The sequence below is a fragment of the Nocardia panacis genome, assembly GCF_003598715.1.
Lineage (GTDB): Bacteria > Actinomycetota > Actinomycetes > Mycobacteriales > Mycobacteriaceae > Nocardia > Nocardia panacis.
This window is the reverse complement of sequence record NZ_QZFU01000035.1, coordinates 15,722-34,424: the sequence shown is the minus strand read 5'-3', so window position 1 is coordinate 34,424 and position 18,703 is coordinate 15,722. Positions and strand designations below refer to the sequence as shown.

15 protein-coding genes and 1 pseudogene are annotated in these 18,703 nt (G+C 68.1%); 7 read left to right on the top strand and 9 right to left on the bottom strand.

The window, feature by feature from the left end; translation table 11 throughout:
- Window positions 1-76 precede the first annotated feature (76 nt).
- The 6 genes from D5S18_RS25410 to D5S18_RS25385 are packed head-to-tail and all read right to left on the bottom strand — an operon-like array spanning window position 77 to window position 7,179.
- On the bottom strand, window positions 77-1,255 hold the full coding sequence (locus D5S18_RS25410) for a lipid-transfer protein (RefSeq protein WP_120043615.1): 1,179 nt from the start codon (window positions 1,253-1,255) through the stop codon (window positions 77-79).
- Window positions 1,248-1,655 carry a MaoC family dehydratase gene (locus D5S18_RS25405; RefSeq protein WP_120043656.1) on the bottom strand — a complete coding sequence of 136 codons (408 nt, stop codon included), beginning with the start codon at window positions 1,653-1,655 and terminating at the stop codon, window positions 1,248-1,250. Before D5S18_RS25405 ends, D5S18_RS25410 begins: the two co-directional genes overlap by 8 nt.
- On the bottom strand, window positions 1,655-2,587 hold the full coding sequence (locus tag D5S18_RS25400; protein ID WP_120043614.1) for a bifunctional MaoC family dehydratase N-terminal/OB-fold nucleic acid binding domain-containing protein: 933 nt from the start codon (window positions 2,585-2,587) through the stop codon (window positions 1,655-1,657). The genes D5S18_RS25405 and D5S18_RS25400 overlap by 1 nt, the downstream gene beginning before the upstream one ends.
- Before the next feature lie 16 nt (window positions 2,588-2,603).
- Window positions 2,604-3,764 (bottom strand): acyl-CoA dehydrogenase family protein, encoded by a 1,161-nt coding sequence (locus tag D5S18_RS25395; RefSeq protein WP_120043613.1) that lies wholly within the window; start codon window positions 3,762-3,764, stop codon window positions 2,604-2,606.
- Entirely contained in the window at window positions 3,749-4,813 is a 1,065-nt protein-coding gene (locus D5S18_RS25390) for an acyl-CoA dehydrogenase family protein (protein ID WP_120043612.1), read from the bottom strand. Before D5S18_RS25390 ends, D5S18_RS25395 begins: the two co-directional genes overlap by 16 nt.
- Before the next feature lie 20 nt (window positions 4,814-4,833).
- A complete protein-coding gene (locus tag D5S18_RS25385) occupies window positions 4,834-7,179 on the bottom strand; it encodes an acyl-CoA dehydrogenase family protein (RefSeq protein ID WP_120043611.1) in 2,346 nt (781 codons plus the stop codon).
- A 145-nt stretch (window positions 7,180-7,324) separates the two neighbouring features.
- On the opposite strand from D5S18_RS25385, the gene kstR reads away from it, so the two are divergent.
- The 7 genes and pseudogenes from kstR (at window position 7,325) to D5S18_RS25345 (ending at window position 15,883) form a co-directional block, all read left to right on the top strand.
- Complete coding sequence (gene kstR / locus D5S18_RS25380) at window positions 7,325-7,969, top strand: cholesterol catabolism transcriptional regulator KstR (RefSeq protein ID WP_120043610.1); 645 nt, start codon at window positions 7,325-7,327, stop codon at window positions 7,967-7,969.
- A 279-nt stretch (window positions 7,970-8,248) separates the two neighbouring features.
- A complete protein-coding gene (gene otsB, locus D5S18_RS25370; RefSeq protein WP_120043608.1) occupies window positions 8,249-10,819 on the top strand; it encodes a trehalose-phosphatase in 2,571 nt (856 codons plus the stop codon).
- A 212-nt stretch (window positions 10,820-11,031) separates the two neighbouring features.
- On the top strand, window positions 11,032-11,916 hold the full coding sequence (locus D5S18_RS25365; RefSeq protein ID WP_120043607.1) for a metal ABC transporter solute-binding protein, Zn/Mn family: 885 nt from the start codon (window positions 11,032-11,034) through the stop codon (window positions 11,914-11,916).
- A gap of 8 nt (window positions 11,917-11,924) precedes the next feature.
- Window positions 11,925-12,746, top strand: a pseudogene (locus D5S18_RS25360) (metal ABC transporter ATP-binding protein); the annotation flags it as partial.
- A 206-nt stretch (window positions 12,747-12,952) separates the two neighbouring features.
- A complete protein-coding gene (locus D5S18_RS25355; protein WP_439651173.1) occupies window positions 12,953-13,789 on the top strand; it encodes a metal ABC transporter permease in 837 nt (278 codons plus the stop codon).
- Between the two features lie 75 nt (window positions 13,790-13,864).
- Entirely contained in the window at window positions 13,865-15,055 is a 1,191-nt protein-coding gene (locus tag D5S18_RS25350; protein WP_120043604.1) for an acyl-CoA dehydrogenase family protein, read from the top strand.
- Between the two features lie 24 nt (window positions 15,056-15,079).
- On the top strand, window positions 15,080-15,883 hold the full coding sequence (locus D5S18_RS25345; protein ID WP_120043603.1) for an enoyl-CoA hydratase/isomerase family protein: 804 nt from the start codon (window positions 15,080-15,082) through the stop codon (window positions 15,881-15,883).
- Between the two features lie 69 nt (window positions 15,884-15,952).
- Here the strand turns inward: D5S18_RS25345 and D5S18_RS25340 are convergent, their stop codons facing one another.
- From D5S18_RS25340 to cysS, 3 genes are read right to left on the bottom strand one after another with little or no spacing between them, the layout of a single operon-like run.
- Entirely contained in the window at window positions 15,953-16,231 is a 279-nt protein-coding gene (locus D5S18_RS25340) for a DUF4190 domain-containing protein (RefSeq protein ID WP_120043602.1), read from the bottom strand.
- A 43-nt stretch (window positions 16,232-16,274) separates the two neighbouring features.
- On the bottom strand, window positions 16,275-17,246 hold the full coding sequence (gene rlmB / locus D5S18_RS25335) for a 23S rRNA (guanosine(2251)-2'-O)-methyltransferase RlmB (protein WP_120043601.1): 972 nt from the start codon (window positions 17,244-17,246) through the stop codon (window positions 16,275-16,277).
- A complete protein-coding gene (gene cysS, locus D5S18_RS25330; RefSeq protein ID WP_120043600.1) occupies window positions 17,246-18,649 on the bottom strand; it encodes a cysteine--tRNA ligase in 1,404 nt (467 codons plus the stop codon). Before cysS ends, rlmB begins: the two co-directional genes overlap by 1 nt.
- Window positions 18,650-18,703 lie beyond the last annotated feature (54 nt).

Sequence of the window (18,703 nt, the reverse complement as noted above, 5' to 3'; positions counted from 1 at the left end):
TTTGGCGGGTAGCAGGCCTGCCGCTCTCGCTGCAGCGGTCGCACCCGTAGCGCCGCACCTACTCGATCGCGACCACTCAGTCGGCGGTGAGGACCAATCCCGAAGTAGGAACGCCGGTCCCGGCGGTGACGAGCACATTGCGTGCGTCGGCGACCTGATTCACCGAACTGCCGCGAATCTGGCGCACCGCCTCGGCAATGCCGTTCATCCCGTGGATATACGCCTCGCCGAGCTGTCCGCCGTGCGTGTTCAGCGGCAGGCGGCCACCGATCTCGATCGCCCCGTCGGCAATGAAGTCCCGCGCTTCGCCGCGGCCGCAGAATCCGAGTTCCTCGAGCTGCATCAGCACGAACGGCGTGAAGTGGTCGTAGAGAATTGCCGCCTGCATATCCTGAGGACGCAAACCGCTTTGCGCCCACAGTTGTTCGCCGACCAAACCCATTTCCGGCAGACCGGTCATGGCATCGCGGTAGTAGCTCGTCATCACGTACTGGTCCGCACCGGACCCCTGTGCGGCGGCGGCGATCACGGCGGCAGGCCGGGGCAGGTCACGAGCCCGTTCCACGCTGGTGACCACGATGGCGACACCGCCATCGGATTCCTGGCAGCAGTCGAGCAGATGCAGCGGTTCGGCGATCCACCGCGAATTCTGGTGTTCGGCCAGCGTGATCGGCTTGCCGTAGAAGAAGGCGGCGGGATTCACCGCCGCGTGCTTGCGATCGGCCACCGCGACCCGCCCGAAATCCGCACTGGTAGCGCCATATACGTGCATATACCGGCGTGCGACCATCGCGACCTGCGCGGCGGGCGTGCCGAGGCCCTGCGGATAGGACCAACCCGCATCGATTCCGGAGGAAGTGGGCGCGGCCGCCAAAGCGGTGGAGAACTGTCCGAATCGGGATCCGGAGCGCTCGTTGAACGCCCGGTACGCGACCACCACATCGGCGACTCCGGTGGCTACCGCCATGGCGGCCTGCTGCACGGTGGCGCAGGCCGCGCCGCCGCCATATCCGATGTGGCTGAAGAACTTCAACTGCCCGATCCCGACGGCTCGTGCCACGGCGGCCTGGGTATTGGTGTCCATGGTGAAGGTGCTCAGCCCGTCGACATCGGCGGGGGTGAGCCCCGCGTCGTCGAGCGCGGCCCGCACCGCCTCCGCGGCCAAACGCAATTCGCTGCGGCCGGAGTCCTTGGAGAAGTCGGTGGCGCCGATCCCCGCGATGGCGGCGCGACCCGAGAGACCCTGTTCAGTCATGTGCACCCCGGTAGGTGAGCACGGCCTGTGCCGTGATGTGATCGCCGAGTTCATCCCGTCCGATCACCTCGATATGAACGTCGGCTCCCGCGACGGCGGTGACCACGCCGGTGAGGGTCAAGGTGTCGCCCGCGTAGAGCGGCACGCCGAGCCGCAGCGCCAGGGATTTCACGATCGCGCTCGGCCCGGCCCAATCGGTGACGAAGCGCTGAACCAGGCCGGTGTCGGTGAGGATATTGACGAAGATGTCCTTGGACCCCCGCGCCACCGCCTTGTCCCTGTCGTGGTGCACATCCTGGAAGTCCCTGGTGGCCAGGGCCGTACTGACTATGAAGGTGGGATCGGCGCGAATCACCAACTCGGGCAGTACCGTACCGACCTCGACGACGGGTTCGGCGATCATGCGACCACCGTCCAATACGGCAGTGTCGCCTCGGCATCCAATTTCTCGAACGCGACCCGAACCGGCAATCCGATCTCGACCCGATCCGGCTCGATGCCGCGCAGTTCGCCCAGCATGCGCACACCCTCCTCCAATTCCACCAGCGCGACCACGAACGGCAGTCGCCGCCCCGGCACTTTCGGCGCGTGGTGGACGACGTAGCTGAATACGGTGCCGCGCCCCGACGCGACGAGGTAGTCGGTGGTCTCGGATTTGTCGAGCCACAGCGCCGGAACGGGCGGATGCCGCAGCGTCCCATCGGGCAGGCGTTGAATCCGCAACTCCCCGAGCCGGGTCCCGTCCCAGAAGAATTCGGTGTCCTGCGAGACAAGCGGCTTGACCCGTGCACCGGATGCGGCGGGCTGCGCGGCGCCCGGCGCGAATTTCAGCAGCCGGAACAGCATTTCGGCGACGATCTCGTCGCCGACCTGCCACGTCATCCGGAAGGTGAGGAACCACCCCTCCCCGAGCGCGGTCCGTTTGGGTCCTTTGATGTCGGCGAGCCTGCTGACCACCGAAACCTGCTCCCCCACTCGCAGATACCGGTGATAGGTCTGCCTGCAGTCGGTCGCGACGACGGAGGTGTAGCCCGCGGCGTCGAACAGTTCGTTGGCTCGTCCCAGCGGATCGTCCTGGGGGCGGGACCCATTGAGCCCGAACATGGTCCACACCTGCGCCATGGCGGGCGGGGCCACGATGCCGGGATGTCCGGCGGCCACCGCCGCCGCCTCGTCGACATAGATCGGGTTGGCATCCCCGATCGCCTCGACCCAGTTGTTGATCATCGGCTGGTTGACCGGATCGCGCCCGCGCCGCGCCGCGCAGTCGCCCTCGGCCATGATGGCCGAGGCCGCCGCCGAGATCTCTTCGGGTGTAATGGCGTTCGTCATGCGCGACTCCTTCGGATCATCGTGGCACCCGAGGCAGATTCAGTCCGGCGGTGGCGACCAGTTCGCGCATGATCTCGTTGACGCCGCCGCCGAAGGTCACCACCAGGTTCTGCTTGGTCCGCCGGTCGAGCCAGACGAGCAGTTCGGCGGTCTCCGGATCGGCGGGATCGCCGTGGCGGCCGACGATCTCCTCCGCCAGCCGTCCCGCCTCCTGCAGCGATTCGGTCGAGAACACCTTGGTGGCCGAGGCATCGGCGATCACCGTGGACTGTTCACCGTCCACCGTCGCGGCGACCTGCCAGTTCAGCAGTTCGTTCAACCGCGCCATGGCGTGCACCCGGCCCAGCGAGCGTCGCACATCGGCCGCGTCCAGCACACCGCGCCGCGCCGCCCATTCGCGCACCCGGTCATAGAGCTGTTCGATCTTGCCGGAGGGTCCGAGGCTGACCCGCTCGTGATTGAGCTGGGTGGTGATGAGCCGCCAGCCCCGATCCACCTCGCCCACCAGCAGATCCGCGGGCACCCGCACATTGTCGTAGTAGGTGGCGTTGACGTGGTGCGCGCCGTCGCAGGTGATGATCGGCGTCCAGGAGTAGCCCGGATCCGCGGTGTCGACGATCAGGATGGAGATGCCCCGATGCCGCGATGGCACCGAACCGGTCCGGCAGGCCAGCCAGATGTAGTCGGCCTCGTGCGCCCCGGTGGTGAAGATCTTCTGCCCGTTGACGATCCAGTCGCCGGAGGCGTCGCGCACCGCGTTCGTGCGCAGCGCCGCGAGGTCGGTGCCCGCCTCGGGTTCGGAGTAGCCGATAGCGAAATGGATTTCCCCGGACAGGATTCCGGGTAGGAACCGACGCTTCTGGGCCTCGGTGCCGAACTGTTGCAGCGTCGGCCCGACCGTGAGCAGGGTGACCAGCGGCAGCGGAACATCGGCCCGCACCGCCTCATTGAAGAAGATCTGCTGTTCGACCGGCCCGAACCCTTGACCGCCGAACTCCTTCGGCCAGCCGACCCCGAGCCACCCATCCGCACCCATGCGCCGCACCACGGCCCGATAGGCGTCGCCGTGTCGATTGACCGCCATTTGCTCGTGCTCGTCGTGGGTGACGAGATCGGTGAAGTACCGGCGCAATTCGTCGCGCAGCGCGCGCTGCTCGACGGTTAGATCGATGAACATCTGGCCCCCAGTCGGTCGAGCCGGAAGGACGCGCCACCCAACCAGCGGGTGAGATCCTTGGCCTGTGAGTAGTAGCGGTGCATCGAATGGGTGATATCGACACCGAGTCCGCCGTGCAGGTGATGGCACTTCTGCATGGCGCGCGGCAGTTCGGCCGACACCGTGTAGGCCAGGATGTCGAGGTCGTCGTCGGTCCGCTCCCGGCGCTCGGCATCGGGATCATCCAGCGCGAGCGCCCAATTCGCGGCGAGCGCGGCCACGTGCAGGGTACGCGAGGTGACGTAGAGGTCCGCGATCTGCTGGGCCACCGCCTGGAATTCGGCCAGGGGTCTACCGAATTGCCGTCTGGTCCGCAGATGTTCGGCGGTGAGCGCGATGGCGCCCTTCAGCAGGCCGTCGGCCACCGAACCGATGGCGGCCAGCGCGATTCGATGGCAGGCGCCGAGATCGACGGACAGCACCTGATCGGCGGCGACCAGAACATCGTCGAGCCGGACTGTGCATTCGGGCGCGGCTCCCGAGACGGGCGAGGCGGTTTTGGTCAGCCCCTCGGCCTCCGAATCGACCAGCGCGACACCGCGGTCCGTCGGAACCAGCAGCCAGCGCGCCTGTTCGCCATAGGGCACGGCGACCTTGTGGCCGGTGATCCGCACCGAATTCCCGTCCGCCACCGCACTCGTCCTCGGCGCCGCCGCGAAGGGCGCGCCCGGCTCGTGGAAAGCGGCCGTGAGCACCGCGCCCTTGGCGACCTCCGGATAGATCCGCTCCGCCAACCGATCCGGCAACACACCCAGCAGCGGCAGCACCCCGAAGGCCAGCGTGGGCAGCGCGGGCACGGCGACCGCGTCGGTCGCCAATTCGGTGAGCAGCACCGATATCTCGGGTAGCCCCATGTCATCGCCGCCGAAGCGCGCGGGCAGCGCCACCGCGGGCAGTCCGGCGTCGACGAACGCGGGCCACAGCGCCATATCGCGCGCCGGATTCCGCTCGAGCAGGCTCACGACGACCTCGGCCACCGCGTCCTGACTGTCGTCCCTGGTGAAATCCACGCTGTACTCCCTGTTCTCGATCAGCCGTCGTCGCGCGGCAGTCCGAGGATGCGCTCCCCGGCCACGGTCAGCAGGATCTGTTCGGTCCCGCCCGCGATGGACAGGCAGCGCGTCTGCAGGAACTCCGTAACCGCCGGATTATCCTGTGCGCCTGCGGGTCCCATCGTCTCGGCGGCGAATTCGGCCACCGCCTGCCGATGTCGCACACCGACCAGTTTGCGCACGCTGCTCTGCGCGCCCGCGTCGCCGCCCGCCAGGGTCCGCACCGCGGCGCGCTGTTCGAGCAGCAGTCCGGCCACCGCCTCGGCGATGAAGCCGCCCAGCCGGTCCTCGCGCAATTCGGCGCCGGGACCGGATGCGGGCAGCGAGTCGATCAGCGTCTGCAACTCGTCTCCGATGCCATTGCCGCTCATGGCGATCCGCTCGTGCGACAGGGTGGCGCGGGCGATGCGCCACCCGTCATGGAGCGCGCCGACCAGACCGTCATCGGGGACGAAGACATCGTCGAGGAAGACCTCGCTGAATCGGGCCAGCCCGGTGATCTGCACCAGTGGCCGCAGATCGAATCCGGCCGAGCGCATATCGACGAGGAAGTAGCTGATGCCGCGATGCTTCGGGGCGGCGGCGTCGGTGCGGGCCAGGCAGATGCCCCAGTCGGCTTTGGACGCCTCCGAGGTCCAGATCTTCTGTCCATTGAGCAGCCAGCCGCCATCCACCCGTTTGGCGGTGGTGCGCAGCGCGGCCAGATCCGAACCCGCTTCCGGTTCGCTGAACAGTTGGCACCAGATGATCTCGCCGCGCAGCGTCGGCAGGGCGAAGCGCTCGATCTGCTCGGGCGTGCCGTGGCGCAGCAGCGTGGGGACCGCCCAACCGCCGATGACCAGATCCGGCGCGGCGATACCCGCTCGCCGCAACTCCTCCGAGATCACCAGCCCTGCCGTCGAATTCGCGCCGCGCCCGTAGGGCTGCGGCCAGTGCGGCATGACCAGGCCCGCGTCCACCAGCGCGGCGCGCCGCCGCGGTTCGGGCAGCGCGGCGATCTGCGCGAGTTCGGCCCGCAGCTTGTCCAACCACGAGTCCGACACCGCCACAACGTCTTCGGCGGCGAGCACCCGCTCGGCCCCGGTGGTTCGGCGCGCGCCCGCGCGGGTCAGCTCGGTCACCCTGGCCCGCCAGCGCGCCCCGCCGCCGAGCAGTTGGCGCAGCGCGATCGCCCGGCGCAGATACAGGTGCGCGTCGTGCTCCCAGGTGAAGCCGATGCCGCCGAGTACCTGAATGCAATCCTTCGCGGTATCCACAGCCGCATCCAGCGCGGTGGCCGCCGCGATGGCTGCCGCGATGGGCAGTTCGGACCGGTTGTCCACAGTGAAAGCGGAGTTCTCCACAGATACGGTCGAGTTGTCCACAGCCCCTGGGTTATCCACAGCCTCGGGACCTGCCATAGCTTCCCGGCTGTCCACCTCTTCCGGCCGACCACCGGCCCGCACCAACGATTCATCCACAGCCGCCGCCACATCGGCGGCGACGGAGCGAATCATCTCGGTGCGGCACAGCATCCACGCGCACAGGTGCTTCACCGCCTGGAAGCCACCGATCTTGCGCCCGAACTGCTCGCGCACTTTGGCATAGTCCACTGCCGTCCGCAGACACCACCCCGCGACGCCCGCGAGTTCGGCCGCGGCCAAGGCGACGACCAGATCCCCAACCGCGACTGGGGAACCGAATATCCGCGCGTCGGGCACCGACACGGCGGTGCAGTGCACACGCGCCAATGGCACCGAAAGGTCAACCGGGGCAAGCGCCTCGACCCGCACCCCGGCGGCCCCCGGCTCGATCAGACACCAGCGCAACCCCTTCGGCGTCCGCGCGGGCAGCAGGACGGCGGTATCCGCGTCCGCGCCGAGCACCGACTCCCAGACACCATCGAGCAACACACCATTGGATGCCGAGTCGATGCCGGATACCGCGGGCGGTACGCTGCCCGAGAAGGGAACCGCCCCGACAGCGTCGTCAGACTCGGCGCAGGCGTTGAAGATTCCGTCCAGTCCGATCCCGCAGGGCTGCTTCTCCGCCAGCGCGCCACCGGTGACCAACCCGGCCACCGCGGTGGTCAGGATCGGTCCACCGACCAGGTCGTGCGCGGCCTGTTCGACCAATACCGCCAGGTCGCCGACGGTTCCGCCCGCACCGCCCGCCACCTCGTCCACCGCGACCCGGAATATGCCCAGCTCGGTAAGCCCCGGCCAGAACAAGCGCCAGAAATCCCCGGAACGCTCCCGCATTGTTGCAATCGGGCGTACCGAGGCGGCCCACCCGCGCATCGACTCCTGCACGGCTTTATGCTCGTCAGTGGTGGCGATGGTCACAGTCCATACCGCCTTTCCGGCGTGACTCCCACACCTAGAACATGTTCTAATATCATCGTCGGGCGGAAGTCAAGAGACGCGCTGCCTATCGACCGAATGCCAACGCCAGCCGACGAAACGACGTTTCAGGAAAGGACTCTCAGCAATGGCCAGTCCCTCCCGATCGCAGACAGCCGACTCGAATGGGGCGGCCCCGACCACGGTCACCACCCTCAGCGAGGACGAACTGAGTTCGGCCGCACAGCGGGAGCGTCGCAAACGCATCCTGGACGCGACCCTGGCATTGGCCTCCAAGGGCGGCTACGACGCCGTCCAGATGCGCGCCGTCGCCGAACGCGCCGATGTCGCCGTCGGCACCCTGTACAGATATTTCCCGTCCAAGGTGCACCTGCTGGTCTCCGCGCTCTCGCGGGAGTTCGAGCAGATCGAGGGCAAACGCAAGCCGCTTGCCGGACAGACGCCGCAGGAGCGCATGCATTTGCTGCTCACCCAGATCACCCGGATGATGCAGCGCGACCCGCTGCTCACCGAGGCCATGACCCGCGCCTTCATGTTCGCCGACGCCTCGGCGGCGGCCGAGGTGGATCGGGTCGGCAAGGTGATGGACCGCGTCTTCGCCCGCGCCATGAACGACGGCGAACCCACCGAGCGTCAATTGGCGATCGCCAGGGTAATCAGCGATGTATGGCTGTCGAATCTCGTTGCGTGGCTTACCCGCCGGGCCTCGGCCACCGATGTCACCGAACGCCTGGAACTCACCGTGGATCTGCTGCTGGGCGAGCGCTCCTAGGAACCGTCCGCCGCCGGACAGCTATCCGGCGGCCACGTCACCAGCGGATATCCGGCAAATTCCATACTCGGGAGATCCCAGCCACGGCGCCGCCCCGGTGCGAGCCGGGCCACGCTGCACTTGTCCGCGGCGGCGCGAGCGGGGATGATCACGCGCAGCGGCGGTGTCCGCGCGTCGCAATCGTGCGCACGCATACCGGCGCGGCACGGTGCGGCAAATTCAACACAGTATTGTTTCTCCCGCCCCTGAAAATCCTCCTCCGATCACTAGGTTGGACGCGTGAGCGCACAGGATCTGCCACTGGAACTTCGCCGTGCATTGTCGACGGTCGCGCGCGTGCCACGGCTCTTGGTCGCATCGGACTACGACGGGACGATCGCGCCCATCGTCTCCGACCCGACCAAGGCCTATCCCCACCGGGAATCGGTGAACGCGCTACGCGCGCTCGCCGGCCTCACCGCGACCACGGCCGCCGTCATCTCGGGGCGCGCGCTGCGCGATCTCGCGGCACTGTCTCGACTGCCGGTCGAGGTGCAACTCATCGGAAGCCACGGTTCGGAATTCGACGTCGGCTTCGTGCACGCCATCGACAATGACGCCAAACATCTGCTGCAAGAGGTCACCGCCGCGCTGACCAGGATCGCCGCCGAGAATCCCGGCGTCAGCGTGGAGACCAAGCCCGCGAGCATCGCCCTGCATGTGCGCAATGCCGGTCCCGAGATCGGCCGCCGCGCGCTCACCCAGGCCAGACAGGGTCCGGCCAGTTGGGTGGGCGTGCAGGTCACCGAGGGCAAGGCCGTGATCGAACTCGCGGTCGTGCCCACCGACAAGGGCGCGGCGCTCGATACCGTCCGGCACGAGGCGGGCGCCTCGGCCGCGGTGTTCTTCGGCGACGACGTCACCGACGAGAAGGCCTTCCGCGTCCTGTCCGGACCGGATGTCGGCATCAAGGTCGGCGAGGGCGACACCCTGGCCGGCTACCGCGTGTCCAGCACCGAGGAGGTGGCGCGCGCCCTGGCCTTCCTGCTCGAGGAGCGGCGCACCTGGTTGGCCGGTGCCAGCGCCCCCCGAATCGAGCGGCTGACCATGCTGGCCAGCCCTCGGTCCAATGCGCTGCTCACCCCCGACGCCACCGTCACCTGGTTCTGCCATCCGGAACCGGATTCGGCCGCGGTCTTCGCCCATCTGCTCGGTGGCCCGCAGGCCGGACATTTCACGATCGCCCCCGAGCGGTCGGGACTGCCACTCTCGCAGCGCTATGTCGATGGCACCATGACGGTCGAAACCCGTTGGGCCAGTCTGCAGGTCGTCGACTACCTGCCGCACGACGTGACCGGCGACCGCACCGACCTCACCAGGGTCATCACCGGTGACGCCAAGGCGGTGGTCACCTTCGCACCGCGTCCCGAGTTCGGGCAGGTGCCGGTGACCATCAAGGCGGGTCCCACCGGCCTGCGGGTGCAGGGCACCAACGACCCGATGGTGCTGCGCTCCCCCGGTGTGGAGTGGGAGATCATCGACGACGGGATGCATCACACCGCGCGCGCGGTGATCGATCCGTCGAATGGTCCGATCGTCCTGGAGATGCGCTGCGGCACGGCCGATCTCGCCCCGGCCATGACCAGCGAGCCGGAGCGGCGCAAACTGGCCGAGAGCTACTGGGGCCAGTGGTCGGCGGGCCTGGATCTGCCGCCGCTGAAGCCGGATCTGATGAAGCGTTCGGCGCTCACGCTGCGCGGGCTGGTGCACGCGCCGTCCGGTTCGATCCTGGCGGCGGCCACCACCTCGCTGCCGGAAGACATCGGCGGCGTGCGCAATTGGGATTACCGCTACTGCTGGCTGCGCGATGCCTCGCTGACCGCGCAGGCGCTGGTCTCGCTGGGTTCGCTGGAGGAGGCGGAGAACTTCCTCGGCTGGGTGCACCGGGTGTTGGAGACGCTGCAGGGACCGGAGCGGTTGCATCCGCTCTACACCATCTACGGCGAGACGCTGCCGCCCGAGGCATCGATCGACCAACTGCCCGGCTACGCGGGCTCGCGCCCGGTTCGCGTCGGCAACGCCGCGAATATGCAGGTCCAGCTGGACGTCTTCGGTCCGATCGTGGATCTCATCGCCAGCCTGTCGCACGCGCGCGAACTCAAGGGCATCACCGATGCGGGCAAGGCGCTGCCCGATCCGGACTGGGAATTGGTCTCGGCCATGGTGTCCGCGGTGCAGCGGCGCTGGCAGGAACCCGATCACGGTATCTGGGAGATTCGCGGCAATCCGCGCCATCACGTCTATTCCAAGGTCATGGGCTGGCTCACCGTCGATCGCGCGCTCACCCTCGCGCACCGTTTCGACCGGCCGATCGATCCCGCGTGGGAGATCCTGCGCGAGACCATCGCCGCCGAGGTCAAGGAACATGGCTGGAACGATGAGGTCAGGTCCTACACCGCCGCCTATGACGGCACCGATCTCGACGCCGCGACGCTGCATATCGGACTCAGCGGTCTGATCGACCCGTCCGATCCGCGCTTCGCCGCGACCGTGGTCGCCACCGAGGCCGAGTTGCGCAGCGGCGCGACCGTCTACCGCTATCACCACGACGACGGCCTGCCCGGCGGCGAGGGCGGGTTCCATCTGTGCGCGGCCTGGCTGGTCGAGGCGTACCTGCTGATCGGCAGGCGCTCGGACGCCGAGGCGCTGTTCGCGCAACTCGTCGACGCGGCGGGTCCGACCGGTCTGCTCAGCGAGGAATACGATCCGATCGCCGAGCGTTCGCTGGGTAATCACCCGCAGGCGTACAGCCACCTGGGCCTGCTGCGCTGCGCCCAGCTCCTGAGCCAGCCCGTCGAGGCGCTGGTCTGAATCACCCCTGGTAGAGGCCCGCGGACCACAGTTCGCGGGCCTGATTCGTATCCGGGGTGCGGATGCGACTTGGACGGATGCTAGGTTATAGTGGAAACGATTTCCATTACTGGCTGATATGGGTCGGTGATGCGAACCCGTACTCATTCGGCAGTCCGTAGCCGTGCTGCCCGTCCGACCCGCTGTGCCCGTGTCACCCCAGGAGTTCCCGCGTGAAGTCACGATCTGCCCTTCGCATTGTCGGCATCGTCGCGGGAGTGGCCGCAGCGGCCACGCTCACCGCATGTGGCGGTGGCACAAAGGATTCCGGCAAACCCACCGTGGTCGCCTCGACCAATGTCTGGGGCAGTGTCGCGGCCGCCGTCGCCGGAGCCGACGCCGCGGTGCAGGCCATCATCGCCGACCCGAGCGCCGATCCACACTCCTATGAGACCACCGCCGCCGACTCGGCCAAGTTCAGCGATGCCGGACTGGTCGTCTACAACGGCGGCGGTTACGACGAATTCGCCACCAAGGCCATCGCGGGGCGCGACAAGAAGTCGGTGGCCGCCTTCGACTCGCGCACCGACCAGTCCGACAAGAACGAGCACGTCTGGTACGACCCGACGATCGTCGGGAAGGTCGCCGACCGCATCGCCGCCGCGCTCGGCGAGATCGACGCCGAACACGCCAAGAACTACACCGATCGCGCCGCCGCCTTCCGCGACCGACTGGGCGCGATCACCGCCGCCTCGGACAGGATCGCCGCCGACCATCCGAAATCGCCCGTGCTCCAGACCGAACCGATCGCGCACTACCTGCTGCGCGCGGCGAATGCCGAGGATCGCACGCCGCGCAGTTTCCAGGAGGCCATCGAGCAGGGCACCGATCCGACGCCCGCCGATGTGGCCGCCGTGCGGGACATGCTCTCCGGCAAGCAGGTTCGCGCCATGGTCTACAACACCCAGACCGAGGACAAGATCACCAAGGATCTGGCGGCGCTGGCCAAGCGCTCCGGTGTCGCCGTGGTCGAGGTCACCGAGACCCTGCCCGCAGGCACCGATTTCGTGCAGTGGCAGACCGATAACGCGCAGGCACTGGCCAAGGCGCTGAGCTGAGGGAGATCATGAGCGATTCACTCTCGACCGACCATGGTCGGGGCGGCGTCGAACCGGTGGTCCGGCTCGACGCCGCCCGGCTGTCCTATGGCGACCGAACCCTGTGGCAGGGACTGGATCTCGCGGTTCGCGCGGGCGAATTCGTCGCCATCCTCGGCCCGAACGGCACCGGCAAGACCTCACTGCTGAAGGTGCTGCTCGGTCAGGTGCAATTGGCCGCCGGCTCGGTGCGGATCGCGGGAGCGCCCGCGCGCCTGGGCAATCCGGATATCGGGTACATCCCGCAGCAGAAGTCGTTCGAGACCGGAGTGCAGTTGCGCGGGGTCGACCTGATCGGCCTCGGCGTCGACGGACACCACTGGGGACTGGGTCTGCGCGGCCGCCGGGAGCGCCGGGCGAAGATCGCCGCCGCCGTCACCGCCGTCGGCGCGGAGCGATTCGCGCATGCCCCACTGGAATCCATGTCCGGCGGCGAGCAGCAGCGGCTGCGGGTGGCGCAGGCACTGGTGGGCGATCCCAAGGTGCTGCTCTGCGACGAACCGCTGCTCAGCCTCGACCTGGCCAATCAGCGCCTGGTCGCCGAACTGATCGACCGACGTCGCCGCACCCACGGCACCGCGGTGCTTTTCGTCACCCACGAGATCAATCCCATTCTGCCGCTGGTGGACAAGGTCCTCTACCTGGTCGACGGCAAGTTCCGCATCGGCACGCCCGAGGAGGTGATGACCTCCGAGGTGCTCTCCGAGCTGTACCGCACCGAGGTCGACGTGCTGCGGGTGCGCGGGCGGCTCGTGGTCGTCGGCACCGGCGACACCATCGACGCGCTCGGTGGACATCACGAATCCGAGGCCGCCCGAGGCGAATCCACGCCGAACGCGCCCGAATCCGAGCCTGCTACCGCCACGGCGGCGAACGAACACGCCACAACCACCCCCGAATCCGCGAGCACCGCGGGCGAACCCATGACCGCGGCAGGCGAATCGGAGCGAGTGGGGGTGCGCTCGTGAACAACAAGCTCTCCGGCGTCTTCACCAGGATGTTCGATTTCGGCACCACCGCCAACCTGCTCGGCTACGACTTCGTCCAGCAGGCCGTGTTGGCGGCCGCGCTGCTCGGACTGCTGGCGGGGGTGATCGGGCCGCTGATCATCAGCAGGCAGATGTCCTTCGCCGTGCACGGCACCAGCGAACTGTCGCTGACCGGCGCGGCGGCGGCGCTGCTGGCCGGGGTCGGCGTCGGCTTCGGCGCGATCGCGGGTTCGGTGGTGGCGGCGCTGCTATTCGGTGTGCTGGGAACCCGCGCGCGGGAACGCGATTCGGTGATCGCGGTGGTGCTCTCGTTCGGACTGGGTCTGTCGGTGCTGTTCCTGTGGCTGGGGCCGGAGCGGGCCGGATCGAAATTCTCGCTGCTCACCGGTCAGGTGGTCAGCGTCGGCTACAGCGGGTTGGCGCTGCTGATCACCTGCACGGTCGCGGTTTTGGCGGTGCTGGCGGTGGTCTACCGGCCGCTGCTGTTCGCCAGTGCCGATCCGGAAGTCGCGGTGGCGCGCGGGGTTCCGGTGCGGGCGCTGTCCATCGTCTTCGCCGTCATGCTGGGGATCACGGCCGCTTTCGGCGTGCAGATCGTCGGCGCGCTGCTGGTGTTGTCGCTGCTGATCACTCCGGCCGCGGCGGCGGCGCAACTGACCGCGAATCCGGTGCGGGCCACCGTGCTCGCGGTGGTCTTCGCCGAGACGGCCGCGGTGGGCGGGATCCTGCTCTCGCTCGCGCCGGGAGTTCCGGTGTCCACCTTCGTCACCGCCATCTCCTTCGGCATCTATTTGGTGTGTCGGGTGATCGGACCGCGCAGGCGGGCCTTGGCACGCGCCCATTGATGGCGGGTGCCTTCAGTAGTCGGTCCCGATTTCGTATGCTCGGACCCACGCGTCCATCAACGAAGGTGACCACCGATGATCGACTTCTCGATACCCGCCGACCTCGTCGCCGAACGCGACCGGGTGCGCCGCTTCGTCACCGACCGCGTCATCCCCTTCGAACGCGATCCGCGCCTGACCGCGCACGGCCCCACCGATGAACTGCGCCGGGACCTCGTCGAACTCGCGCGCGCCGAGGATCTGCTGACCATCCAGGCCCCCAAGGAATTCGGCGGGCGCGGACTGACCCACCTGGAGCAGGCGGTGCTCTACGAGGCCGCGGGCTGGTCCACCCTCGGTCCCGTCGCCATGAACTGCGCCGCCCCCGACGAGGGCAATATGTTCCTGCTGGGCAAGATCGCCGATCCGGAGCAGGCCGAGCGGTACCTGCGGCCGATGCTCGACGGCCATCAGCGTTCGGTCTTCGCCATGACCGAACCCTGCGGCGCGGGTTCTGATCCGGCACAGCTCAATACGGAGGCCCGCTTCGACGGCGCGAATTTCACCGTCAACGGTCGCAAATGGCTGATCACCGGCGCCAAGGGCGCGAAGACCTGGATCATCATGGCCCGCTTGGCCCCATCCCCCGAACTCGCCGCGGCTGGACTCGAACCAGGACCCACCCTTTTCCTCACCGACGGCGACCAACCGGGCATCGTCATCGAACGGACCATGAACACAATGGACCGCAACTACGTGGCAGGACACGGCGTCGTCCGATTCGACGACCTGGTGCTGCCGCGCTCCGCACTGCTGGGCGAGACCGGAAAAGCCCTGCGCTACGCGCAATTGCGACTCGCCCCGGCCCGGCTCACCCACTGCATGCGCTGGCTCGGTGCGGCCGAGCGCGCCCAACACATCGCCATCGAGCACGCCAGGACCCGCACCGCCTTCGGTAAACCGATCGGCGAGCACGAGGGTGTGTCGTTCCTGCTGGCGGACAACGAGATCGCCCTGCATCAGTGCAGACTCACCATCTGGCACGCCTGCTGGCTGATGGACCGTGGCGAGCAGGCGCGCCACGAGAGTTCGATGGCCAAATCCTTCGTCTCCGAAGAGCTTTTCAAGGTGGCCGACCGCTGCGTGCAGGTACTCGGCGGTATCGGCATCAGCGATGAGACGGTGGTGGAGATGATCTTCCGCGATATGCGCGCCTTCCGCCTCTACGACGGCCCCACCGAAGTGCACAAGTACGCGATCGGCCGGAAGATCTTGCGGGACAACTGAGCAAGCCGACTACCATCCGATGGCATGAGTTCGGAATTGCTCGTCGATGTCTCGGGGGGCACCGCCGTGCTCACGCTGAACCGTCCCGCCCAGCAGAATGCCGTCACCCCTGCGATGGCCGCGGCGCTCGGCGCGGCACTGCGGCGCTGCGACGCCGAGGACGCCATCCGGGCGGTGGTCATCACCGGGACCCCGCCCGCCTTCTGCGCGGGCGCGGACCTGTCGAATCGGATAGGCGAGGTCAGCGCGACCATCGAACCCGCGCCGTGGCGGGTGCGCAAACCAGTGATCGCGGCCGTCAACGGGCATGCGGTCGGCATCGGTTTAGCGCTGGCCCTCCAGTGCGATCTGCGCTATGTCGCGCGCGACGCCGTCTACGGCCTCAATCAGGTGCGGCGCGGCGTGCTGGCCGACGGCTACGCGCACTGGACCCTGCCCCGCCTGATCGGTATGGCCAATGCCGCCGACATCCTGCTCACCGGCCGCACCTTCGACGGTGACGAGGCCAAATCCCTTGGCCTGGCCAATGCCTGCGTGGAGGCCGCCGAGGTGCTGCCCACCGCGCTCGCCGTGGCGCACGATCTGGCCAACGGTTCGGCCCCGCTGCCTGTCGCGCTGTCCAAGCGGCTGCTGTGGGAAGGTCTGGGTATGACCCCGGCCGTGGTCGGAAAATTGGAGACCGACCTCAATCACCATGTGGACCGCGGGATCGACGGCGGCGAGGCCATGGCCGCCTTCAAGGATCGCCGCCAGCCGAACTGGTCGGGCAGCGTCAGCGGCGAATGGCCCGCATGGGACACCGGAAACGAGCGCCCCGGCCTCGCCTGATCAAACCGGCTCGATCAAGCTGCTTCGTTGAGCCGGCTTGATCGAGCCGCTCTGATCAAGTCACTTTGATCAAGCATTGCCGCCGAGCAGCATGAGGAAGAAGACGATCGCGATGACGACCATGAAGACCGTCGTGACAATGCCCAGGATATAGCCGACCAGCACCTGTGCCCGGCCACCGTACGCGCCACCGGACTCCTCGATCTGGTCGAGCGCGCGCTTGCCCATGGCCCAGGCCACCGGCCCGAGCACACCGCAGCACAGCAGACTCGCCGCGCCGAGGAACAGCACGGCCGTGGCATTGGGATGCTCTACCGGGTTGCCCGGCACCGTGTTGGGTATGACCACCAGCCGAATTCTACGGGGCGCTAGCCGTTTTGGTGGGTAACCTTCACCGCCGGCGCTGGCGCGCGATTTCGGCGAGCACCACGCCCGCGGCCACCGAGGCATTGAGCGATTCCACCGGACCAGCCATCGGAATGCTCAGGATCTGGTCGCAGTTCTCGCGCACCAGGCGCGAGAGGCCCTTACCTTCCGAACCGACCACGACCACCGTCGGCACCGAGCCGTCGAAATCGTCGATAGCAGTGTCGCCGCCCGCGTCCAGACCCACCACCTGAATGCCCTTGCCTGCCCAATCCTTCAGCGTGCGAGTCAGATTCGTGGCACGCGCGACCGGCAGCCTGGCCGCGGCGCCCGCACTGGTGCGCCAGGCCACCGCCGTGACGCTCGCGCTGCGCCGCTGCGGGATGACCACACCCTGCCCGCCGAAGGCGGCGACCGAGCGGATCACCGCGCCCAGATTGCGCGGATCGGAGATATTGTCCAGCGCCACCAGCAGTGCGGGCTCCTGCGAGCCGCGCACCTTGTCCATCAGGTCATCGGGGTGGGCGTAGCGGTAGGGCGGCACCTGCAGCGCGAGCCCCTGATGCAAACCGTTGTGGCTCAACCGATCCAGATCGGTGCGCGGCACCTCCAGAATGGAGATGCCCGCATCGGCGGCCAGTTTCACGCTCTCGGTGAGGCGGTCGTCGTTCTCGGTGCCCACCGCGACGTACAGCGCCGTCGCGGGCACGCCGGTGCGCAGACATTCCAGGACCGGATTGCGGCCGAGCACCACCTCGGGACCGTCCTCGGTGCGGCGGGCCGGGGGCCGCCCCGGCTGCGCGCCCGACTTGACCTGCGCCGCTTTGGCTTTGGCGGCCGCACGTTTGGCCGCAGGGTGCTTGGTGCGCTGCTCGGCGGGCGGGGTGGCCCCCCGTCCCTCCAACCCGCGCCTGCGCTTGCCGCCGGAGCCGACCACGGCTCCCTTCTTGCTGCCGGTCTTACGAGTCGCGCCGCGACGCTGCGAATTGCCTGCCATCAATCAGCCTTTCCGGTGGGTACGCTCAGCGACCACTCGGGGCCGTTCGGGGTGTCGGTCACCTCGATGCCCGCGGCCTGCAATCGGTCGCGTGCGGCATCGGCACTGGCCCAGTCCTTTTCGGCCCTGGCGCGCTGACGGCGGTCGAGTTCCGCGCCGATCAGGGTATCCAGCGCGGCGAGCGCGGCCGAATTGTCCTGCGGGCGATACCAGTGCGGGTCCAGCGGGTCGACACCGAGGATGGCGAGCATGGCGCGCACCTGGGCGGCCGAGTCGCGCGCGGCATCGACCGCGCCTGCGTCCAGCGCGCGATTGCCCTCGGTGACCGCGCCGTGGATCTCGGCCAGCGCGCGCGGCACGGACAGGTTGTCGTCGAGGGCCTCGGCGAAGGCATCGGTCCACTTGCCGACCGGCACCGCGCCCGCCCGCTCGACCACCCGGTGCACGAACGACTCGAGGCGCTGATAGGACTGGGCCGCGTCGGCGAGCGCCTTGTCCGAATACTCCAGCATCGACGCGTAGTGGGCGCTGCCGAGGTAGAAGCGCAACTCCACCGCGCGCACCCGCTCGAGCACATTCGGCACCGAGAGCACATTGCCCAGCGATTTGGACATCTTCTCCCCGGACATGGTCACCCAGCCGTTGTGCAGCCAATACCGGGCGAATCCGTGCCCGGCGGCCTTGGACTGGGCGATCTCGTTCTCGTGGTGCGGGAAGACCAGATCCAAACCACCGCAGTGGATATCGAATTCGGCGCCGAGGTAGTACTCGGCCATCACCGAGCACTCCAGATGCCAGCCGGGACGACCCGGCCCCCACGGCGATGGCCAACTCGGCTCACCCGGCTTGGCCGCCTTCCACATGGTGAAATCGCGCGGATCGCGTTTGCCCGCGCCGAGGCTCTCGCCCTGATGCACATCGTCGATGCGGTGACCGGAGAGCCTGCCGTAATCCGGGTAGCTGAGCACATCGAAATAGACATTGCCCGCCGAGGCGTAGGCGTGTCCGCGCTCGATGAGCCGCCGCATCATCTCGACCATCTGGGTGATGTGGCCCGTCGCGCGCGGCTCGGCCGAGGGCGGCAGCACGCCCAGCGTCTCGTAGGCGTGGTTGAAGGCGCGCTCACAGGTGGCGGCCCACTCCCACCACGGCCGCCCGGCCTCCTCGGCCTTGCGCAGGATCTTGTCGTCGATATCGGTGACATTCCGGATGAAACGGACATCCTGATCGTGGGCCAGCAACCAGCGCCGCAGCACATCGAAGGCCACACTGCTGCGCATATGTCCGATATGCGGCTCGCCCTGCACTGTCGCCCCACACAGGTATACCGAAACACATCCGGGGACCAGCGGCGCGAATTCGCGCATGGTCCTGGTGTCGGTATCAAAGAGGCGCAGCGTCACGGCAGTCGATCCTAGCTGGTGGGAGGTCGGTCAACGGACCCGGCCGCACTCGGC

Coding starts and splice junctions, on each gene's coding strand:
- D5S18_RS25410 (WP_120043615.1), bottom strand. CDS start 1,255: ATGACTGAACAGGGTCTCTCGGGTCGCGCCGCCATCGCGGGGATCGGC.
- D5S18_RS25400 (WP_120043614.1), bottom strand. CDS start 2,587: ATGACGAACGCCATTACACCCGAAGAGATCTCGGCGGCGGCCTCGGCC.
- D5S18_RS25395 (WP_120043613.1), bottom strand. CDS start 3,764: ATGTTCATCGATCTAACCGTCGAGCAGCGCGCGCTGCGCGACGAATTG.
- kstR (WP_120043610.1), top strand. CDS start 7,325: ATGGCCAGTCCCTCCCGATCGCAGACAGCCGACTCGAATGGGGCGGCC.
- D5S18_RS25355 (WP_439651173.1), top strand. CDS start 12,953: ATGTTCGATTTCGGCACCACCGCCAACCTGCTCGGCTACGACTTCGTC.
- D5S18_RS25350 (WP_120043604.1), top strand. CDS start 13,865: ATGATCGACTTCTCGATACCCGCCGACCTCGTCGCCGAACGCGACCGG.
- D5S18_RS25345 (WP_120043603.1), top strand. CDS start 15,080: ATGAGTTCGGAATTGCTCGTCGATGTCTCGGGGGGCACCGCCGTGCTC.
- rlmB (WP_120043601.1), bottom strand. CDS start 17,246: ATGGCAGGCAATTCGCAGCGTCGCGGCGCGACTCGTAAGACCGGCAGC.